Origin of the sequence: Streptococcus mitis, assembly GCF_002096835.1 — a bacterium.
GTDB lineage: Bacteria > Bacillota > Bacilli > Lactobacillales > Streptococcaceae > Streptococcus > Streptococcus mitis_W.
Genome location: NZ_NCVG01000022.1, coordinates 248,383 through 271,339, shown reverse-complemented (window position 1 = coordinate 271,339; position 22,957 = coordinate 248,383). Strand labels below are relative to the sequence as shown.

Below are 22,957 nucleotides of genomic sequence, written 5' to 3'. Positions count from 1 at the left end.
GTAATTAACTATATTATACCATAATGTCCGCTATATTTCAGGTATCTAAAACCACTAAAACGTTTACATCAAGAACTGAAATGTATATCCGTGACAAAGCTTTTCAAAAGTGATAAAATTGAAATAACTGGGGAAATCCCTGAATAAAATTAAGGAGATGTTTAGAATAATGACTTCAACTAAACAACACAAAAAAGTTATCCTTGTCGGTGATGGTGCTGTAGGTTCTTCTTACGCTTTTGCACTTGTTAACCAAGGAATTGCACAAGAGCTTGGAATTATCGAAATTCCACAATTGCATGAAAAAGCTGTTGGTGACGCGCTTGACCTTAGTCACGCCCTTGCCTTCACTTCACCTAAAAAAATCTATGCAGCTCAATACTCTGACTGTGCAGACGCTGACCTTGTTGTAATCACTGCAGGTGCGCCTCAAAAACCAGGTGAAACTCGTCTTGACCTTGTAGGTAAAAACCTTGCTATCAACAAATCAATTGTAACTCAAGTTGTTGAATCAGGTTTCAAAGGTATCTTCCTTGTTGCTGCTAACCCAGTTGACGTCTTGACTTACTCAACTTGGAAATTCTCTGGATTCCCTAAAGAACGCGTTATCGGTTCAGGTACTTCACTTGACTCAGCTCGTTTCCGTCAAGCACTTGCTGAAAAATTGGATGTTGATGCTCGTTCAGTCCACGCCTACATTATGGGTGAACACGGTGACTCTGAGTTCGCTGTTTGGTCACACGCTAACATCGCTGGTGTAAACCTTGAAGAATTCCTTAAAGACACTCAAAATGTTCAAGAAGCTGAATTGATTGAATTGTTCGAAGGTGTTCGTGATGCAGCCTACACAATCATCAACAAAAAAGGTGCAACATACTACGGTATCGCAGTAGCCCTTGCTCGTATCACTAAAGCAATCCTTGACGACGAAAACGCAGTACTCCCACTTTCAGTATTCCAAGAAGGTCAATACGGAGTTGAGAACGTCTTTATCGGTCAACCAGCTGTTGTTGGTGCACATGGTATCGTTCGTCCAGTAAATATCCCATTGAACGACGCAGAAACTCAAAAAATGCAAGCATCTGCTAAAGAATTGCAAGCTATCATTGACGAAGCATGGAAAAATCCAGAATTCGAAGCAGCTTCTAAAAACTAATTTAGATAGTAATAACTCCTTGAGTCATCAAGGAGTTTTTTTATCTCTATCTTAACTAAACATTTTATGAAGTTTACGTAAAAACAACATAACTTTAAAAGCTATCATGTCACAGTTTGAGCATAAATCCGAAAACTACCAATTAGATCTATACTCACGTTACAAAAAGTCTGGAGCAAGCAGTACTTGACGCACTTGATACTGTCGCATTGAGTAGAAAGTAAAAAGTTTTGCCCCCTTTTGCCCCCTAGACAAAAAAAGAGCCCATCATATAGGCTAGAAAGCTTGATATGATAGGCTTTTTTTCATTTTACTTAGCGTACAGTGCGGATACGCATTGTGTTTGTACGAACAGCTTCTCCAACTGGTACACCAGCTACGATAACGATATCGTCACCAGATTGTACAAGTCCTGCTTCAACTGCTTTACGTTCAGCAATTTCGAACATATCGTCAGTTGATGATGGAGCATCTGTCAACATTGGGATAACACCCCAGTTCAACATCAATCCACGTTCTGTCAATTCGTCGAATGTCAATGCCAAGATGTCAGCATTTGGACGGTATTTAGAAATCAAACGTGCAGTGTGACCTGTCTTAGTAAGAGTTACAACCAATTTAATGTCCATTGAGTTAGTAGCATCTTTAACAGCTGAAGCCATTACTTCTGTCTTAGAGTTGCGTTCAAATGAATCTGAGTTCAAACGACCGTATTCGTTAAGAAGAGTTTGAGCGTTCTTGTCGATTGTAGCCATTGTAGTTACTGACTCAAGTGGGTATTTACCGTTTGCAGACTCACCTGAAAGCATTGTAGCATCAGTACCGTCGATAACAGCGTTGAATACGTCTGATACTTCTGAACGAGTTGCACGTGGTTTTTCAGTCATTGTTTCAAGCATGTTTGTTGCAGTGATAACAACTTTACCAGCAGCATTGACTTTCTTGATAATCATTTTTTGGTAAACTGGAACCATTTCGAATGGTACTTCGATACCCATGTCACCACGAGCAATCATGATACCATCAGCAGCTTCAATGATTTCATCCAAGTTGTCGATACCTTGTTGGTTTTCTATTTTAGCAAACAATTGAACGTGTCCGTTTCCAGTTTCTTTACAGATTGCACGAACTTCGTTCACGTCTTTTGCAGTACGTACGAATGAAATCGCGATGAAGTTAATTCCTTGTTCAAGACCAAAGCGGATATCGTCGTTATCACGTTCAGCAAGAGCTGGGAAAGGAATTTTAGTGTTAGGGATATTAACACCTTTTTGTTTAGCAATTACGCCATCGTTTTCAACTTCAACTTCGAATTCACGAGTTGCGTCATCTTTAGCAACCACACGAAGACCAAGTTTACCATCGTCAACCAAAACTTGACGACCAACTTCAACATCATCATAGATATCAAGAGCGCCAGCAACGTTCAATGCAATCACATCACGAGTTGATTTGATTCCTTGTTTAGTCGCAACACGGATTTTTTCACCAGTTGTGTAAGAGTACTCTTTTGCATCTCCTTCAAACAATTCTGTACGGATTTCTGGTCCCTTTGTATCAAGAAGGAAACCAACTTTTTTACCTGCAAGTTTTTCTGCAAGTTTAACAGTTGCCATACGGTCACCTTGCTCTTGGTGGTCACCGTGTGAGAAGTTGAAACGGAATGTGTTAGCACCAGCTTCAATCAATTTAGCAATGTTTTTAGCTGAAGCTTCAACATCAAGTTTTTCACCCCAGTATCCGTCATCACCGAATTTTTTACCACCACGGATTTCTACCGCAGGACCCAAAGTTGCAACGATTTTTACACGTTTGTTCATGATTTTTGTGACTCCTTTATATATGACCTTTTTGGTCTTTTTAACAAAATTATAAATTATGACAAGCTCTTATTCAAGCTAGATAGCTCAAGGTCAGCTTTATGTGGGTTGTTAACCACAATCTTACCGTCTGCAGTCAAGCTAAACAAAGCTCCTTCTTCTGCAGTTCCAAGAATTGGGTTTTCAACCATTTTCTCGTTACGGATACCAACCGCAACACCACCAATACCTTCTTTAAGAAGTTTAACGGCATGGGCACCCATACGTGACGCCAAAACACGGTCACGCGCAGTTGGAGAACCACCACGTTGAATATGTCCAAGTTCTGTCACACGAAGGTCGCTTGTATCTCCAGCTTCTTTAAGTTTTTGACCAAATTCAGCTGCTGACATCACACCTTCTGCCAAGACAATGATATTGTGTTTTTTACCACACTCGTAACCACATTTAATGCTTTCTACGATATCTTCAATCTTGAATCCTTCTTCAGGAATGATGATTTCATCAGCACCAGTTGCAATACCAGCCCAAAGAGCGATATCACCTGCGTTACGTCCCATAACTTCGATAACAAATGTACGACGGTGACTTGATGATGTATCACGAATCTTATCGATAGCGTCCATAGCAGTAGTAACCGCTGTGTCGAAACCGATTGTGAAGTCAGTACCAACGATATCGTTATCGATTGTACCAGGAAGACCGATAGCTGGGAATCCATGTTCAGTCAAACGCATAGCACCGTGGTAAGATCCGTCACCACCGATAACAACTACACCTTCGATTCCGTGTTTTTTCAATTGCTCAATCCCTTTAAGTTGCCCTTCAAGTTGAGCAAACTCTGGGTAACGAGCAGAGTGAAGGAAAGTACCACCACGAGAAATGATGTCTCCTACTGAAGCTGCATCTAGGGGATGAATTTCACCAGCAACCATACCAGCATATCCATCATAGATACCAAATACTTCCATTCCTTCTGAGATTGCTTGACGAACAACTGCACGGATGGCAGCGTTCATACCAGGGGCGTCTCCACCACTAGTCAAAACAGCAATACGTTTCATATTGGTTATGCTCCTTTTTCTTTTAACATTCTTACTGATTATATCACATTTAATTAGAAAATTCTTCTATTTTCCGTAATTTTAGCGATAAATCGTTTTCATAACGATTCCATTCAATTTTGCTTCTAATTCATCAGATTTAGTCACAAAATGATGGGGAGAAACAATAGTTTTCTGTTCTTCTTCATACCTGATAATGACTGGAATTGGGCCTTTATACTGATCTAAAATACATGACATCTCCTGATCCGAGTCATGATTTTTCACCTGAATCCAGAAGCGTTCAGCCACTGCTTCTCTTATTTCTTGTGCAATCATTTGCAGACGGCCATCACGTGACTGTACTTTCCCTTTGATGTAGTAGAATCCACCTTCTTTCAACTCATTCCCAATCTGTCGATATAAGTCTGTGAAGAGGGTAACATCCAATTTTTTCTTACTATCATCTACCTGTAAGAAGGCCATATTTTCACCCTTTTTGGTCCGAATCACTTTTATTTTCTGAATTTCAACCAATATAATTGAGTGACTATTTTCTGACAAATTTCCGATTGGTGTAATTGGGTAGATAGCCTTACTTGCAATAGCTTGTAGTGGATGTTTGCTAACTCCCACTCCTAGAAGCTCTTGTTCCATATAGAATTTTTCTTGTTCCGTCCAATCTTCCGATTCCTGCCAACTATAAGTAGTATCTCCAAACAAGCTTCCTAACTCTTTCACAAATTCAAATAGATTAGCTAAATTATTGAATACTTTTTGACGATTTTTTTCAAATGAATCGAAAAGACCAACTTTTACCAAAGGTTCTAGCAAAGGAAGTTTCAAATAATTCTCAGGTAATTTAGCTATAAAATCTTCAATGTTAGAATAAGGTCTATTTTTTATAATACAAAGCGCCAAATCATTGCTGACCCCTTTAATCGATTTCAGACCTAGATAGATGAACTTGTTGGCAATTTTATCATGATAGGGGATGGTATTGATGGACAATGGTGCTACTTCAAAGCCTGCTTCAAGTGCATCTGTTAGGTAATCACTGTTGGAAGAATTCAACATGACCTGATAAAAGATAGCTGGATAATGTGTTTTAAAATAAGCCAACTGGAAGGCCAAGGCTGAGTAGGCATAGGCATGAGATCTATTAAATCCATAACCTGCAAACTTCTCCATGACATCAAAGACCTGCTCTGCTTTTTCCGCAGTATGACCAGCATCTAATGAGCCTTGAATAAAGGAAGCCCTCATCTCATGCATGGCAGAAGCATCTTTTTTCCCCATAGCCCGACGTAAAATATCAGCTTTCCCAAGACTAAATCCAGCAAATCGCTGAGCAACCTGCATAACCTGCTCCTGATAGAGCATGATACCGTAGGTTGGAGCTAAAATGTCCTCCAGTACTGGATCCAGAACTGTCACTTCTTCCTGCCCATGCTTTCTCGCCACAAAATTATTGATATAGTCACTAGCACCTGGTCTATTTAGAGAAGTAGTCGCTACGACATCTTCAAAACAGACTGGTTGCACACGCTTAAGCAGCCGAATGGCACCAGGTTGCTCAAATTGAAAAATACCTTTTGTATTGCCAGATGCAAATAAAGCCAACGTTTCTTTGTCTTCCAAATCAATCTCATTGATAGCTATCTTAACACCTTCTGTTTCAGCAAGCAACTCTTGCATCTTCTGGACAAAGGTCAAATTTCGCAGCCCCAGAAAATCCATTTTCAAAAGCCCACTTGCTTCAACACCATGAGCATCATACTGAGTCAGTGGAATTTCATCGCCATGCTTTAGAGGGATGTAGTTGGTCAAGTCTTGGTCACTAATCACAACACCAGCTGCATGGACAGAGGTTTGTCTTGGATAACCCTCAATCTTGCAGGCAATTTCAAAGGCTTTTTGGTATTCTAACTTGCTATTGATTTGCTGACGAAACTGGAGATTCCCCTCATAGGCCGACTTGAGATTATCACGAAAACTGATTTTCTTGGTAATTGCAGATAATTCATACTCTGGCACACCATAGCGTTTCAAGACATCTCGAAGAGCTTGCTTGGCTCCAAAGGTAGAAAAAGTAACGATTTGAGCCGCATGTTTACTGCCATATTTATTACCAACATATCTGATAAAATCTGGACGATAAATATCAGGAATATCAATATCAATATCAGGCATAGTATAGCGTTCACGATTGAGGAAACGTTCAAAAATGAGATTCTTTTGAACTGGATCAATTCCTGTAATATCCAAGGCATAGGAAACCAAACTACCGACTGCAGAACCCCGTCCCATTCCCATATAATAGCCATTCGAACGTCCAAAACGCAACAAATCCCAGACAACCAAGAAATAATCATCAAAGCCCATATCATGAATAACAGCCAATTCTTGGTCTAGACGGTCTTGATATTCTTTACCAGTCAACCCCTTCTGAGCAAGCCCCAATTCAGCACGTTCTCTCAACTCTTCTACTGCTGGTCTAACAGGATTAAAGCGAGGCAGTTTCAGACTAGTATCCAAATCATAAGAAATACCTGAAATAAGCTTTTCTAAATTGTCCAAGGCTTGAGGAAAACGTTCTTGGAATAGTTTCTCTAAAGAACTTGCTGATATAAAGACATCTTGTCGTGAGCGCAAGGGAACTTCTCTGAGGGGGAGATTTTCTTTAATCGCTGTTAATACTTGAAGAACTTCTCTATCCTTACTTTCAAATGTATTGACCCGATACAATGGCAAAATAGGATGGTGAAATTCGCTGGCCAGTGTTTCTGGGTAAACCCCTATATAGTAATCACAGCCTAGATTTAACAACTCAAGCTCTTCAAAATAAGGCACAATTACCGCAATATCCTCTAGATACTGAGATAGAACTGACCAACTTTTCTCCCCCTGCATCTTGGCTGTTGAAAGCTTCATCAACTGCTGATAGCCCACACTAGATAAAGCTAAAAAGCGCAGATTCACATCCTTGTCATCTACAAACACATTCATTTCAAGCCCTAACAAAGGATGAATGCCGTATTTTTTTGTAACCTCTAGAAAGTCGAAAGCCCCATAAAGATTATCAATATCCATCATAGCCAGATGAGTGTATCCATAGTCTTTTGCTACTCTCACATACTTGTCGATTGAAATGACACTCTCCATAAAACTATAGACTGTTTTTGTATCTAGTTGTGCGATCAATTTACACTTCTCCTCTATCGTTCTCACTATATTATACCATTTTCAAAAAAGAAAAGAACCTGAGATATTAAATCTCAAGTTCTTTCTTAGGCTGAATCAATCACTGTTTGAAAGAAAGTCTGAATTATTCTTCGTCTTTTCTTTTCTTACGAGCAATCAATCCGAATCCACTCAAAGCTCCTAGAAGTCCAAGTGCTGCAAGACTAGAGTGTGCTTCTGTACCTGTATTTGGAAGTTCACGTTGACCATCCATATACTGTGGTGTAGCAGGCTCTGCTGGTTGTTCAGGTGCCACTGGAACTACTGGTTGTTCAGGAGTCTCAGGTGTCACTGGAACAGGATTTGGTGCAGGACTAGGTTCTGGTTGAGGAGTTGGATTTGGTTGAGGTTGTGGAGTTGGTGTATTACCACCTCCGCCTCCATTGTTGCCACCACCATTATTTGGCTTAGGAACAGGGATGTACTTGATTGGCGTATCTTGAGTTGGATCTGCCGGTACAACCGGTACTTCATATCCTTTCGTTGGATCGTTTGGATCAACTGGTTTCAATGGATTTCCATTTGGATCTACAGGGATAAATCCTGGTACGTATGGTACACGTGGTCTATCTGTTCCTGGTTTCGTTGGATCTGTCGGATCGTTTGGATATGGAGTTGGTGGAACTTGTGTTTGTCCCTCTGGTAATTTTGGAATCCATGATCCAAGTTTGTCGTAAACAACTCTTTCAGTGATGTTTACACCTGCTGTTGCTTTAATATCTTTTTGAGATGATTCGATATCTCCGCCACGAGCGATATATCCATCCACTTTCGGTAACTTGTTACCATCTAAGATAGTATCATTGCCTACTACTATCCATTCACCATATGTGATATCTCCAGTTACTAGGTTCACTTTCGCAGTACGTTTGAACTTGATTGTTTCAGTGTGAGTAGCTGCGACTTCTTTTCCATTGCGATCCACATAAGTGATTGTACGAGTTGCAGTTGTTTCTGTAACCATATCTTTCACTGTTTCAGGCCATACTGGGCTGTTTGGATCTTCTGGGAATACTGGTTTACCTGGTTCTGGCGTTGATGGTGTTACTGGTTTCAGTGGGTTGTTTGGACCTACTGGTTTCGTTGGATCAGTTGGCACCTGTGGTTGATCAGGGCTATTTGGATCTGTAGGTACAATTAATGGAGTAACTTTAACGTTGAAGATTTGATCTTTATCTTTATCGTTGTCGAATACTCTATCTGTATCTGCTGAAGGGTAATCGTTGCTTGTTACAACATAACCTTTCTTAACAAGTTCTTTAATCTTGCTTTCAACATCTCCAGACTTAGTGAATTTAGATCCTGAATCTCCTTGATCTACTACTGGATCAGATACTACTTTACCATTGTTATCTACGAAGTTAGTGATAGCTTTTTGTTTATCATTTTCATAAACGATTGGTGTATCCGTACCTGGATCTGTTGGCACTGGTGGTACTTCATATCCTTTAGATGGATCTTTTGGATCCACTGGTTTCAACGGTACAAGTGGGTTAGTGTTTGGATCCACTGGTTTCGTTGGGTCTTGTGGAACTTTTGGTGTTGTTCCTGGGATATGAGGAATTACTGGTACTTTCGGACTATTTGGATCTTGTGGATCTGTTGGTTTCGTTGGACTTGGTGGTACAACTTTACCTGGATCTTGAGGATCATTATCGTAAGGCGTTGGAGTTGGTGGTGTTACACCTTCTGGTACTTTCGGTACAAGTCTTCCAACTGGAACGTAAACTACTTTGATTGTTTCATCTTTAGAGTTTTCAGTTAATCCTGTAGTTTCAGCTACTTCTTTTTGAGCTGGATCTTTCAGAACGTATCCTGGAACTACTGGTGATGTTACTTTATCAAATGTAGTATCGTTGTTTACTGGAGTCCATTTACCATATTCGATAGTGCCTGTAACAACGTTAATCTTAGCTTCACGAGTAAATGTTACTTTGTCAGTTGCTTTGTCTGCAACTTCTTTATCTGTACCATCTTCTACATAAGTGATTTTACGAGTAACGTGTTTAGTAGTTTCAAGTTTGTTAATTAACTCTTCAGTCCATTTTGGTCCATCAGGATTATTTGGATCGATTGGTTGTCCTGGTTTTGGAGTATTTGGATCGTCTGGATTTGTTGGGTCAAATGGTTTAATTGGCTCAACGTGTGGTATTAACACTACAGTGTATTCTTGATCTTTTCCAGAATCTTTGTCAAAGTTTCCGTTATTATCTTTACCATAGTTGTTGCTTACTAGATCATATCCTTTAGCAATTAACTTAGCAATTTCTGTAGTTACTTCTGTTGCTTTCGTTAATGGCTCACCTGATTTACCAGTTTCTTCGATGTTCGTTACACCTGGAATTGGGTTCCCACTTGGATCTACGAATTTCGTTACTGCTTTTTGAGTATCTTTTTCGTAATTGATTTCAGTGTTCTCTGTAGGTGTTGTAGGTGTTGGTGGTACATATCCTTTTGTTGGATCTTCTGGATCTACTGGTTTCAGTGGGTTTCCATTTGGATCTTTTGGTGTTGTTCCTGGGATATGTGGAATCACTGGTACGCTTGGTTTATTTGGATCGTTTGGATTTGTTGGATCGTTTGGATCTACAACTTTACCTGGATCTTTTGGATCATTTGGATATGGAATTGGATCGATTGGTGTTTCACCTTTCGGTACATTTGGCACCCATGTTCCTACTGGTACGTAAACTACTTTGATTGTTTCATCTTTAGAGTTTTCAGTTAATCCTGTAGTTTCTGCTACTACTTTTTGAGTTGCATCTTTCAGAACGTATCCTGGAGCTACTGGTGATTTCACTGCATCGAATGTAGTGTCTTTAGATGTCCAAGCTACATTAGGATCAACAATCTTACCAGTTACGACATTAACTTTCAAGTCACGAGTGAATGTTACTTTGTCAGTCACATCGGCTGTAGATTTATTTCCATCTTTATCTAAGTACTCAACTTTGCTTCCATCTTCTTTCACATAAGAAATTGTACGGTTAACATGCTTAGTTGTGTCTAATGACTTGATTAGCTCTTCTGTCCATTTTGGTCCATTTGGATTTTCTGGATCAATTGGTTGTCCTGGTTTTGGAATATTTGGATCGTTCGGATTTGTTGGATCAAACGGTGGAACGTCTACAACTTTTGGTTTCACTGTTACTACGAAGTTTTGATCAACTTTTGTATCTTTATCGAAGTTCTTATCTGTCGCTGTTGTGAATCCGTCAGTTACTAATTCATATCCAAGTACTTTCAAGTCAGCAAGTTTATCTGCTGTTGAGTAGTTAATTGCTTCTCCAGATTTTCCTTCTAAGTTATCTGTGTGAAGAACAGTGTTTGCTCCTTCAACAACATACTTAACTGTTGCTTTTTGAGTATCTTTTTCATACTTAATTTCAGTATTTTCAGTTGGAGTCTTAGGTGTCGGTGGTACATATCCTTTAGATGGATCTGTTGGATCAACTGGTTTCAGTGGATTTCCATTTGGATCTTTTGGTGTTGTTCCTGGGATATGTGGAATCACTGGTACACTTGGTTTGTTTGGATCGTTTGGATTTATTGGATCGTTTGGATCTACAACTTTTCCTGGATCTTTTGGATCATTTGGATATGGAATTGGATTAATTGGTGTTTCACCTTCTGGTACTTTCGGTGTCCATGTTCCAACTGGTACGTACTCTACTTTGATAGTTTCATTATCAGATTTAGGAGTTAAGCCTGTTGTTTCTGCTACTTCTTTTTGAGCTGTATTTTTCAGAACATATCCTTTAACTACTGGTGATGTTACTTTATCAAATGTAGTGTCGTTGTTAACAGCTGTCCATCCACTGTCAGTGTCAGTTGCTGGTACATCTGCTTTACCGTCACCATTTGTGTCGTATCCTACTAGAGAACCATCTTTTGGATTTACAATTGCTGTACGTTTGAAGTTTACTTTGTCAGTTACTTTTGGTGCTTCAGTTGATGATACTTCTTCATCAGTACCAGCTTTAACGTAAGTAATTGTACGAGTTACTGTCTTAATGTTGTTTAGTTTATTAAGAGCATCTTCAGTCCATTTTGGTCCGTCCGGTTTATTCGGATCGATTGGATCTCCTGGGTTAGGGTTCTTAGGATCTGTTGGAGTTACTGGAACTGGTTTAGCTACTGTTACGTAGTAAACTTGAGACACTCCGTTTTCACCTTTATCATCAACGCTATCGAATTCTCCTTCTTTTCCTGGATATTCTTTTTGATCTGCTTTATTTGATACTACACTGTATCCAGATTTTTCTAATTCTGTAACAATCTTAGCCACTTCACCTGCTTTAGTGAATTTAGAACCTGCATTTCCTGCTTCTACGAATGAAGTGTGAACAGCATTTCCATCTTCATCTACGAAGTGAACGATTGCCACTTGTGATCCGTCTTTCGCATAAACAATGTTAGTGTCTTGTGTTGGATCTGTTGGTACTGGTGGTACTTTATATCCGTCTTCTGGTCTACCTGGTGTTACTGGCTCTAATGGTTTACCTGTAGATGGATTTAATGGAGTTACTCCAGGTATATGAGGAATCACTGTTGTTGGTGTTCCTGGTCTTGTTGGATCCGTTGGATCTTTTGGATATACCTTAGGTGTTGTATCAGTTCCTGGCGGTACTGTTACTCCTTCTGGTACTACTGGTACATATGAACCAAGTTTCTTATACACTACTACTTCTGTAATATCTCCTGCAGTCTCTGTTACTTCTTTAGCTGGTACAGTTGCTCTGTCCACAATGTAACCGTCGATTTCTGGTGATGTTACTTCTTCGAATGATTGTTTAGCTGGAGTCCAGTTTCCAAACGTAATCTTACCTGTTACAGGATTGATTGTTGCTGAACGTTTGAATGTTAACGTCTTCTCTTTCTTATCAGCTACTGAAGTTAGGTTGCTATCTTCAACTGCTGTTCCGTCTGAGTAGATGTACTTGATTGTACGTTTAACGTCTTCTGTACGTCCTTCTTCTAACTCTTTGATTAACTCTGGAGTCCATTTTGGTCCATTTGGATTATTTGGATCGATTGGAGTATCTGGAGTTGGAGTTACATCGTCTGGTGTAACTGGAATTTCTTTAACAGTTACTAGTACTTTGTACTCTTGGTTAGTAGTTACATCTGAATCAAATGTTCCGTTTTCTGGGTATCCATTTTCTACTACTGTGTATCCTTTAGCTTTCAAAGCGTTGATTGTGTCTGTTACAGATTGTCCTTTTGTGAAGGCCTTTCCTGTATCTCCTGTATCAACGATTGATGTTGCTACTGCACCTTTTTCTGTTTTATCAGTTGCACTGTTAACTTCAATGAAGTGTGTTACCGCAACTTGTGATCCATCTTTAACGTACGTGATTGTAGTGTTTTGAGTTGGATCTGTTGGTACTGGTGGTACGTCATATCCACCATTTGGATTTTTCGTTAATGGTGTTCCATCTGGTCCTACTGGAGTTGTTCCAGGGATTTCAGGAATCGTTGTTGTTGTAGTCGGAGTTCCTGGTTTCGTTGGATCTTCTGGAGTCGCATTTGGATATGGTTTTGGTGTCTTATCGAAGTCCGCTGGAGGTGTTACGCCTGCTGGAACTACTGGCACGTATGAACCAAGTTTGCGGTAGATAATTGTTTCTTCTGTATCTTTATCTGTCGCTCCTACATTAGCATTTGCTGTAGATGTTTTCGCTGAAGCAATGTATCCATCTTGTGTTGGAGTTGTTACTGCAGTAAATTCTTTCATTTCTGGTGTCCATTTACCGTATTCAAGAATTGCTCCTGTTACAGAATCAATCTTAGCAGTACGTGTAAATGTTACTTTTTGAACGTTATCTGCAATACCTGCATCTGATCCATCTTCAAGTTTGTAATGAACTGTGTGAGTTACTTCTTCAACTAATCCTAGATCTTTGTACGTACGTCCTTTTGGATCTCCTGGTACAGGTGAATTTGGCTCTACATTTCCACCTGGAGTTGTTGGATTTGGATCGATAGTTGTTGTTGAAGGGTTATACACTACTGTTTCAACGATGTCTGGATCTGTTGCTGTTACACCTGTTTTTTCAGCTACTTTCTCTACTGTTGGTGTGTAGTTTGTTACTGAAGGTGATGTTTTCTCTGCGAATTTATCACCATTTACTGGAGTCCATGGACCTGCTTCTTTCGTTGACGCATTCCCATCGTTATCTAAGTAAGTTACTTCTCCAGTTACAGCATTGATTTTCGCTTTACGTGTGAATGTTAATATTTCTTTAACTGGGTCTGCAGCTTTAGAACCATCATTCTTCACGTAGTTGATTGTACGTGTAACTGTTTCTACTAATCCTAATTCTCCGTAAGTACGGTTCTTAGGATCGTTTGGTACTTTATCAGTTGGTTTTGGTGTTACCGTAGTTTCAGGATCACGTGGTTTGTTTGGAGTTGTTGGATCTGTTGGATCTACTGGATCATTATTTGGATTTACTGGTTTCGTTGGTACGACTGGAAGTTCTTTCGCCTTAACAATTACATAGTATTGTTGGCTAGGTACTTTCTCGTTAGCTGCTCCAGTAGCTTTATCACTTACAGCGTCAAATTTACGATCTGCTTCTTTGTAGAATCCTTCTTTATCTGCTGTGTAAAGTGCATCTGTTGGAGCCACTACTTCATAACCTTTAGCTTCTAACGCAGTCTTAACGGCATCTGCTTTAGTTGTGCTAATTGTTCCACCTGTATCTCCAGTTTCAATAACTGATTCATTTACAGAGTTACCTTTATCATCTACGAAGTGAACTACTGCCACTTGTGATCCGTCTTTAACGTAGATAATCGATGTATCTTTCGTTGGATCTGTTGGTGTTGGTGGTACGTATCCTTTACTTGGATCTGCTGGATCAACAGGTTTCAATGGTTTTCCATCTGGACCTACTGGTGTAGTTCCTGGGATTTGTGGAACGATTGGTGTTGTTGTTCCTGGTACCACTGGGTTAGTTGGATCTGGATCTTTAACTTTAGAACCATCTTGTGGATCATTTGTATAAGGTTTTGGATCTACGTTTGTATTCGCAGGTGGTATGATTCCTTCTGGAATTACTGGTACGTATTTACCTACCGTTTTGTAGACTACATTTTCAGTAATATCTTTATCAGTTGCTTTAACCTTTTCTACATTTTTCTTAGATGATTCTACATCTCCAGTTGCAACATATCCTGAGACAACTGGAAGAGCTGCTTTACCTGCTAATGTAGTTCCGTTTGTAGCTTCCCAATCTCCATAAGTAAATTCTTTCGTAACTGGATCGATTGTTACTGAACGTTTGAATGTTACTGTATTTGTAACTGTATCAGCCGCTTCTTGTCCTGCTTTAGCCGCATCGTCAGCTTTTAATTCACTTGCTTCAGTTGAGTATTTGTACGTGATTGTACGTGTTACTTCTTCTTTACGAGCATCTCTTAACTTATCAATCAAGTCTTTAGTCCATTTTGGTCCTTCTGGATTAGTTGGAGCAATTGGTTTACCTGGTTGAATTGGATTGTTTGGATCTACCGGTGTATTTGGATCTTCATTTGGAACATCAGTATTTGGTGTAATCGTTACTGGTTTAACAGTTACTAGTACTTTGTACTCTTGGTTTGTAGTTACATCTGCATCAAATGTTCCGTTTGCTGGGTATCCATTTTCTACAACTGTGTATCCTTTAGCTTTCAATGCGTTGATTGTGTCTGTTACTGATTGACCTTTTGTGAAGGCTTTTCCAGTATCGCCTGTATCAACGATTGATGTTGCTACTGCACCTTTTTCTGTCTTATCAGTTGCGCTGTTTACTTCGATGAAGTGTGTTACCGCCACTTGTGATCCGTCTTTAACATACGTGATTGTAGTGTTTTGTGTTGGATCTTTTGGTAATTCTGGGACTTTGTATCCATCTTTTGGATTACCAGGTGTTACTGGTTCTAACGGTTGTCCTGTAGTTGGATTTAACGGTGTTAATCCAGGTACGTATGGAATCTTAGTTGTAGTTGTTGGATCCCCTGGTTTAGATGGATCATCATTGTTATTTGGATATTGTGGATTTTGAATTGTTGGTGGTGTAAATCCTTCTGGTACTACTGGTACGTATTTACCTAAAGCTTTGTACACTACTTTATCCGTAATATCTTTATCTTCAGCTTTTACATCTGTTACGTTAGCTTTAGATTTTTCTACATCTCCTGTTGCTACATATCCTGGGACAACTGGAACAGTTGTGTTTCCTTCTAATGTAGTATCATTGTTTGTAGCTACCCAATCTCCATATGTGAATTCTAATGTCTTAGGATCAATTGTTACTGGGCGTTTGAATTCTACTTTGTTTGTAACTTCGTTAGCTGCGTTTTGACCTGCTTTAGCTGCATCATCAGCTTTTAGTTCACTTGCTACGTCTGAGTATTTGTACGTGATTGTACGGTTTACTTCTTCTTTACGAGCGTCTTCTAATTTCTTAAGTAGATCTTCTGTCCATTTTGGTCCATCTGGATTGTTTGGATCAATTGGTTGATCTTTCGTTGGTGTTGGATCATTTGGTTGTACCGTAATTGGTTTCACTTGGCGATATACTACTGTTTCTGTAATATCATCTGCTTCTGCAGCCACTGTTACCGCTGGTACTGTTGCTGTACTTACGATGTGGTTTGCTACTGCTGGAATATCAGTTGCTGTTGGTGAAGCTACTGCCGCAAGTTCCTTCGCTGGTGTCCAATCTCCGTACGTAATGTTTCCTGTTACTAGGTTCACATTTGATGTACGTGTGAATTCTGCAGTTTGTTCAACTACTTTTTGTGCACCTGTTGCTGGATCAATTACTGGTGTTCCATCTTCGTATACATACTTAATTGTACGTTTTACAACATCTTTATTCTTAAGATCTTTAACTGATTCAGGCCATTTTGGTCCATCTGGATTACCTGGATCTACTGGTTGACCTGGTTGTGGAGTTACACTGTCAGTCGGTACTACTGGAGCTTCTTTAGCACGTAGTTTCACTGTATATGTTTGATCTACTGCAGAATTTGTGTCGAAGCTGTCAGTTGATACAAATCCATTTCCATTATCTACTAACTCGTAACCTTTCTTAACAAGCTCAGCAATTTTCGCTTGAACAGAATCATTTGCTGTTGTTGGGAATGCTGCACCTGATTTACCTGTAAGTGTCACTGGATCTGCAAGTCCTGGAGTGATTACTTGATCAGTATTTGTTCTATCAACTTCTACGAAGTTAACAATTGCTTTTTGATCTCCTGGTGAGTAAGTAACTGTTACAGTGTAGTCATCTGGATCTGATTCAGGGTTAACATCAGCTGTTGCTTCTACTTTAGCGTTATCTGGTAAGTAACCTGGTACTGTTGGAGAAACTACATCGTTGAATTTACTATCTTTGATTGTTTTCTCTGCTGCACTTAATTCGATATTTTCACCTGTACCTGGTTTCGCTTGCCATTCACCGTAGCTAATGATTGCTTTTACTTCATCAGTAGCTGTCGGTTTATTCACTTCCCCTTGTACAAATTCAAATAAATTAGCACGAGCATCAACTTCAGCGTCACTTCCTACAGCGTTATTCGCTAAAACGGCTTTATAAGCATTGTATTCATTTTCGAATAATTTAGCTGTTGTAGCCATGTCAAGTGTACGAGTACGTTCGAATGTTAATACCTCTGTAACTGTCTTCGCTAATGCTTCCTCAACAGGTTGACCTTTCTTATCAGCTGGAACATCGTCAGTATCTGCATATTTGTATTCAATATGACGAGTTACTGTACGTTTGTCGTTTGTTGATAATTGTTCTTTTTTGTGACGTAGGTAAACGTAGAATGTTTGGTCAACGCTTGAATCTTCATCGAAGTTACGTCCATCAGCTAACGCTCTACCATTCTCGTCATTCTTATAGTCGTCAGAAGCTAGTTCATAACCTTTATCTGTATATTTCTTAATTGTATCTGCTGTGTCATAAGGAATTGTAGAATCAGATTCACCAGATAATTTTTCAACACCATATGTTGTTTTAGGATCTTGAGTTGTTCCTGTTGGTAATTCAGATACTTTAGTTCCTGATTGTGTTTCAAGTACACGTTTGTCACCTTTTTCATCTAAGTCGATGTAGACAACATTCGCTTTTTGTTTATCAGCTTTATAGTAAACATACACATCAAAATCATCTTTATCGTCTGCACGAACTACTGATACTAATGGTTCATAAGCACCTACGTTTACAGTATCTACATTTCCACCTGGTGCTGATGGTGTATAAATACCCGCTGGTGTACTATTTGCATTACGAACATGTGTTTGAACACCATTTTCCTCTTTCTTAGTATACTCTGTACTTGGTAATTGTACTTCTGCAGTGTATCCTTTAAGAACTGGTGAAATGATTGGTGTGAACTTAGCATTTTCATCATTAATTGGTTTCCATACTCCGATAATTACCGTACCTGCTGATAACTGCGTTCCAGCTTTAACTTCATCACCTGGTTGAAGTGTATTTGTTGTAATTTCTTTTTCTACTGTTTGATTATTTTCCTTAACAAATCGTTTAATCTTAATTGGAGCATTTAAAGTCACAGCATTAGCAACTTTGATATCTTTTTCAGTTACTCCATCTTTTTCCATGATGATATAGTCACGGTTATAAGTTAATGTTTGTTCATTTACTACTGGTTTGTCATCGATTGTTAGGATTGGTTTCTTAGCAGTAGCCGGCGTACTCTTGTCACCTTCGTATACATAGTGAATCTTACGAGTGATAGTAGCTGTTAAATCTGGAGTTACAACTGGAGTGTATTTAGCATATCCATAGTCTGTTCCATAACGAGATGTTACTTTGTCACCGTCTACACGAGTATTGTAGTCTAAGTCTGGTTGTTTAAGGGTTACACCAGTACCTACCCCTACGAATTTTGGATCTGGAGTGAAGACTACTTTCGCATCTTCATAAATTGTTTGACCTTTTTCGTTAGTTGAAGTCTTAGGTACAATTGTGTATGTTCCCTCATTTTCAATTACAATCTTATTATCACTTATTGTTGTGTAACGACGTGGAACAGTTGTTACTACTCCTGTTGCTGGATCAACGTGTGTTGCATTAGGAAGTGTTATTGTTGACAAATCAACTGTTGTACCAACTGTTTTTGTACCTTGAGGAATAGTATCATTGTTGTAAACATATTTATTTCCATCGAAAGTTAAAGTAGCACCTTTTGTACCAGTTAACTTGTCTACGCTTGTTTCTTCTGCTAATTTAGGTTTAAAAGTAGAATAAGCTGCCGGGATTACATCACCTTTTTGTAGTGGAACTTTCCATAATGTGATTTGTTTTCCATCAACAATAGGTAGTGGTGTTATTAATTTATCTCCTACTTGTAGTTTTTCACCTGTATTAACGGTTACTTCTATTCCGTTTCTAAGAACTTTAATTGGTTCTGGAGCTGTAGGTTGTGCACCTTCAAGAACTGAGCCAGCAGGGACCTTGTTAGGTGAATTCGTTGTACCTGTTTCAGTGATACGAACTCCACTTACCAATACATTTCCTTCTCCAGTGATAGTAAGAGAACCACTTTTAGCGATTTCAGTTCCTGCAGGAATTTTATCTGCTGGTTTGAATGTTTCAGTTCCACCATCTTCATAAGTTAATACTGTTTCTTCTATTACTTTAGTATCTTCAGTATAAACTTTACCAGGAATAATTTTCTCATTAGCGAATGTAATTGGTTTTGTCTTATCAATTAATACATGCTCTTTTGAAATTTTTGATTCATCGATGCTAGAGTCTGTAATCGATTCTACTGTTCCGTGATCTGGAATTTTTGGTGTTGCAGATTGTTCTTTTCCTTGAACGTCAGTAGTTATTTCATCTTTACCGACAGGTTTAATATCTACTACAGTAGGTACATAAGTCGTATCCATAGACAATCTACCGTTAACATCCTCATTAACATTCGCTAAAATTTTATCTTTATCTGCCAGAGTAATGTTACGTTTTGATTCTTCGATAGTTTTATCATTTGCACTCCATCCAGTAGAAACGCGGTTTTCATCCCATGCACGGATAGCGATACCTTTTGCTGTACCAACATAAGCTAATTCAGGAGTAAATTCGATTTTCGTTTTATAAATTCCGTTACTATCTGCTTTGTTCAAGCCATTGTTTTCTTTATTTAAAGAATATACCCCTACTTTGTTTCCAGCAGTGTCGTACTCTGTATAATTACTTAATAAGTATTCAGTTGTTCCATTCAGTGGGTTTGTAACTTTGACAGCTGTTCCTAATTCGTTGTTTCGCTTATCGTAAACTTTTACAACTGTTCCTCTATAAACTGTAGTCCCTGATGGATCTGTAACGTTAACATCTGCATCTCCTGTTGGTACTTCTTTTGCAACAACAGACTCTGTTACTACAATTTTAGGTGGGATTGTTTGATCAATCTGGTTCCAGTTTTGATAGTTCGATCTATCTGTTTTACCAGTTGCTGTAAACAAATCAGATGTACTCATCTCAAGAGTTTGTTTTTCGCCTTGATAATTCTTAGTTTTAGTTTGCTTACCACGCGGCGGATGGATAACGTGTGTTAAGAAGTCTTCAACTTCCCCTGAAGATGCTAATCCAGTAGGCGACAATATCTCATTCTTGTCTAACGCAATACGTAAACGAACACCTAAATCATCTATAGAAGTATTCAATAATTGTGGTGTGTTTTTGAATTTGAACGATACTGTTTGTTTTCCAGTTACTTCTACTACTTCAGAAGACTCATCTTCATCAAATTTACCGTTATTATTGAAGTCCACCCATCCACGGGCATAAGCTTTTTCGTTGTTTTCTCCTGGATTTACTTTAATACCATCAAGTACATACTCACTATCAGTTGCTTGACGAAGTTTATAGTCCGTAGCTACTGCTGGATCTAACAATTGACCTTTTCCTTCATCTGGTAATGTACCGACTCCGACACCTTGAGAAGCAACATCGAAAATTCCTTTAATTGGGAAGTTATCTTCTGGATTATTAATTTTTAAAATATCACCAGTTTTTAGAGCTGTAGTCGAACCATCACTCTTAAGAAGTACAGGTGTCTTACGACCATTTACATCAACTAGTTTATATGTACCTGTTTCTCCCGCTTCGTTTGTTACAGCATTACCTTCTTGCATAGTGATAATTCTATAACCATTTGTGTTAACAAGGTCATCTAACACCCATGCTCCTGAAGGGTCTGTAGCTGTTGAACGGAAGTCAGGATCTCCAGGTTCTTCCCCAAAGTGTGGTTGAGTCGCAACTACTTGTTGTCCTTGATCACTCACACGGTTAATATTTCCGATGACATGTTGAGCTGTACCAAATGATTGCGGAGCATCTCCACCGTCATATACTACGAAACCAATACTTCCTGCTTGAGCTCCAGCAGAGTTTATGTACATGCTAAATTCACTTACACCCTCTGAGAAAGCCAATCCTAAGGCATTACCTTGACGCATCGCATTCCATGTAGGACCAAAGAATTTCGTACCATAGGCAGTTTCAGTCATTATCGGACGACCTTGTGAGTCATATCTTAGGTTTCCTTGATCATCTACAGCTTGTGTTTTGTTAACCCACTCACTAGCTTTATATCCAATCTTATTTCTTGTATATCCAGCATAGAAATCCAATTCTCCTTCTGTAGTAGCTTTAACATCTCCTCCAAGTTTGTACCCTGCTTGAGCCGTTTGTTGTTTTTCTGTCAAATTAATCGCCATTAATTCTTTCCAATTTGAACCATTTGTTTCAAACTGTAGAACCTCACCACGACCGCTTTCTTCTCCATCTGCTGCAACTAAGTTAACCGGCACTGGTTGACCATTAAATGTCGCCGATGCTGAGAAGGTAATCCCTGCATTGGCACCATCACGGTTCGTAGTAATAGCCCCTAAAGCTGGTCTATTATTCTTATCTGTGATTGTCATACCTGCTTTATATAGATAAGAGTTCGTTCTATCTTGCGTTGTTAGAATCATCTTAACCGGCTTAAACTTATCTGCATTTGCTGCGCTCATAGCATTTTTACCACGAGTTTCCGTGCTATTTGGATCTGTCGCTACTTGTTTTGGCGCTAATTTTTCTACACGAAGCGTTAAGTTATAACCTTTGACACGAGTAGGTACTTTAAAAACCATACCCTCTTTTATTACTTCATATGCTTCGTTATTATTTTGGAATCTACCTGTGTAGTACTCGTGTACTGTAAATTCTGTAATTCCACTATTTAAGAATTTATCATCTGTTGTTAATCCAGTAGTTCCATCTGTGTATTTAACATCACGAACGATGTTTAAGTTTGCAGTTACCTTACTACCATTACCATTTGGATGATCTACTTGGATTCGTTTTGGTGTATCAAGGTATCTTGCTGGTCCAACTTCTGTTCCATCTGGATAAACAATTGAGGCAGCTGAAAACTCGAACCAGTTAATCGCATCTTTCAATCCTTCTACGTTACGAGCTACCCCAGCACCGATAATAGCATCTCCACTAGCGATTTTCGCAGTATCTCCATTAGCATAAGTAATTGTTACTTCCCCAGCATTGTTCGCTTGCCCAGAGTTTTTTAATACTGAAATTTTATCAGCATCTGTAAGATTTGGATTAGCGATACGTACTTGACGAATAATTCCATCTACTTCTTCATCAGTAAGAGAACTTGTGTTACGTACTTTTGTTCTTTCTGGAAGTTTAACTGTAGCTGTTACATCAGCCAACACAGCCTCAACTTTACCGATATGACCTGCACGTTTCATCTCAGTATAAACAGCTTCAATAGCTGATGAGATACGTTGGAGTTGAAGATTCAATTGCTCAGCGGTAACATCTTTTTCGTTTAGAACTTTCTTAGATGCAGTAATTTCTACTTTCGCCGCTGCTACTGCAGCAGCAATAGCTTCTTTAGAAGACTTATCTTCAACTTTTTTCTCAGCATAGTTTGCTGCAGTTGTATTAAGAACTTCAGCTTCTGATGTTAACTGTTCAAGGATTGTCTTTGTAGCAGCAATTGGATTCTCTGCTTTCTTTTCATTCTGCTTATCAGCTTTATCATCAACTGCTTTCTCAGATTTCTTAGCTGTAGAATCAGCTACTAGAGTTGCTTTTTCTTTGTCAGCAACCTCTGTTTTTTCACTTGTAGCAGTTTCAGATGTTTTATCGTCTTTCTTAGACGCTTCCGCTGCTAACTTTGCGATTTCTTCCTCGCTCAACTCTTTTTTATCTAGAACAGGAGCTCCTGTTCTAGCTTCAGTAGCTGGCAAGGTCACATTCGTTGGAGAAGTTGCCCCCTCACCATCTTTTGGAGTAGAGGTTACGGCTTCTGTTTTGTTGTCAGCAGTAGCTTCTTCCGCCTTAGCAGTAGATTGGGCAGCACCCAAAATCAAGGCTGTACCCAAAAGTACACTCGCAGCACCAAAATGATACTTACGGATAGAGAAGCGTTGACTCAAACCATACCAATCAAAAGATTTATTTTTTTGTCTTTTTGATTTATACATTTTTATCACTTTCTTTTTTTAGATTTGTAACCATGTATACAGTTACATACTTAAATTATACTACCCCCCCCGATTTAGTCAACAAATTCAATAGTTTCATGATTTTATTTTTTAGCTTTTTTCAACTTATATTTAAGTAATTTTTACTTTTATATCAATTGCAATACTGAAT

The 22,957-nt window shown here is 38.9% G+C and carries 5 protein-coding genes; 1 reads left to right on the top strand and 4 read right to left on the bottom strand.

The features are described 5' to 3' along the window. Positions 1-169 precede the first annotated feature (169 nt). Positions 170-1,156, top strand: coding sequence for an L-lactate dehydrogenase (locus B7699_RS06630; protein ID WP_020901464.1), 987 nt, complete (start codon positions 170-172; stop codon positions 1,154-1,156). 314 nt (positions 1,157-1,470) lie between these two features. On the opposite strand, the gene pyk is transcribed toward B7699_RS06630, so the two are convergent. From pyk to B7699_RS06610, 4 genes are all read right to left on the bottom strand, one after another. Next, positions 1,471-2,976 (bottom strand): pyruvate kinase, encoded by a 1,506-nt coding sequence (gene pyk, locus B7699_RS06625; RefSeq protein WP_004259601.1) that lies wholly within the window; start codon positions 2,974-2,976, stop codon positions 1,471-1,473. Between the two features lie 56 nt (positions 2,977-3,032). Then, complete coding sequence (gene pfkA / locus B7699_RS06620; RefSeq protein ID WP_000820863.1) at positions 3,033-4,040, bottom strand: 6-phosphofructokinase; 1,008 nt, start codon at positions 4,038-4,040, stop codon at positions 3,033-3,035. A gap of 81 nt (positions 4,041-4,121) precedes the next feature. After that, positions 4,122-7,223 (bottom strand): DNA polymerase III subunit alpha, encoded by a 3,102-nt coding sequence (locus tag B7699_RS06615; RefSeq protein WP_192852011.1) that lies wholly within the window; start codon positions 7,221-7,223, stop codon positions 4,122-4,124. A 124-nt stretch (positions 7,224-7,347) separates the two neighbouring features. Beyond that, positions 7,348-22,785, bottom strand: coding sequence for a mucin-binding protein (locus B7699_RS06610; protein WP_084927616.1), 15,438 nt, complete (start codon positions 22,783-22,785; stop codon positions 7,348-7,350). Between the last annotated feature and the right edge of the window lie 172 nt (positions 22,786-22,957).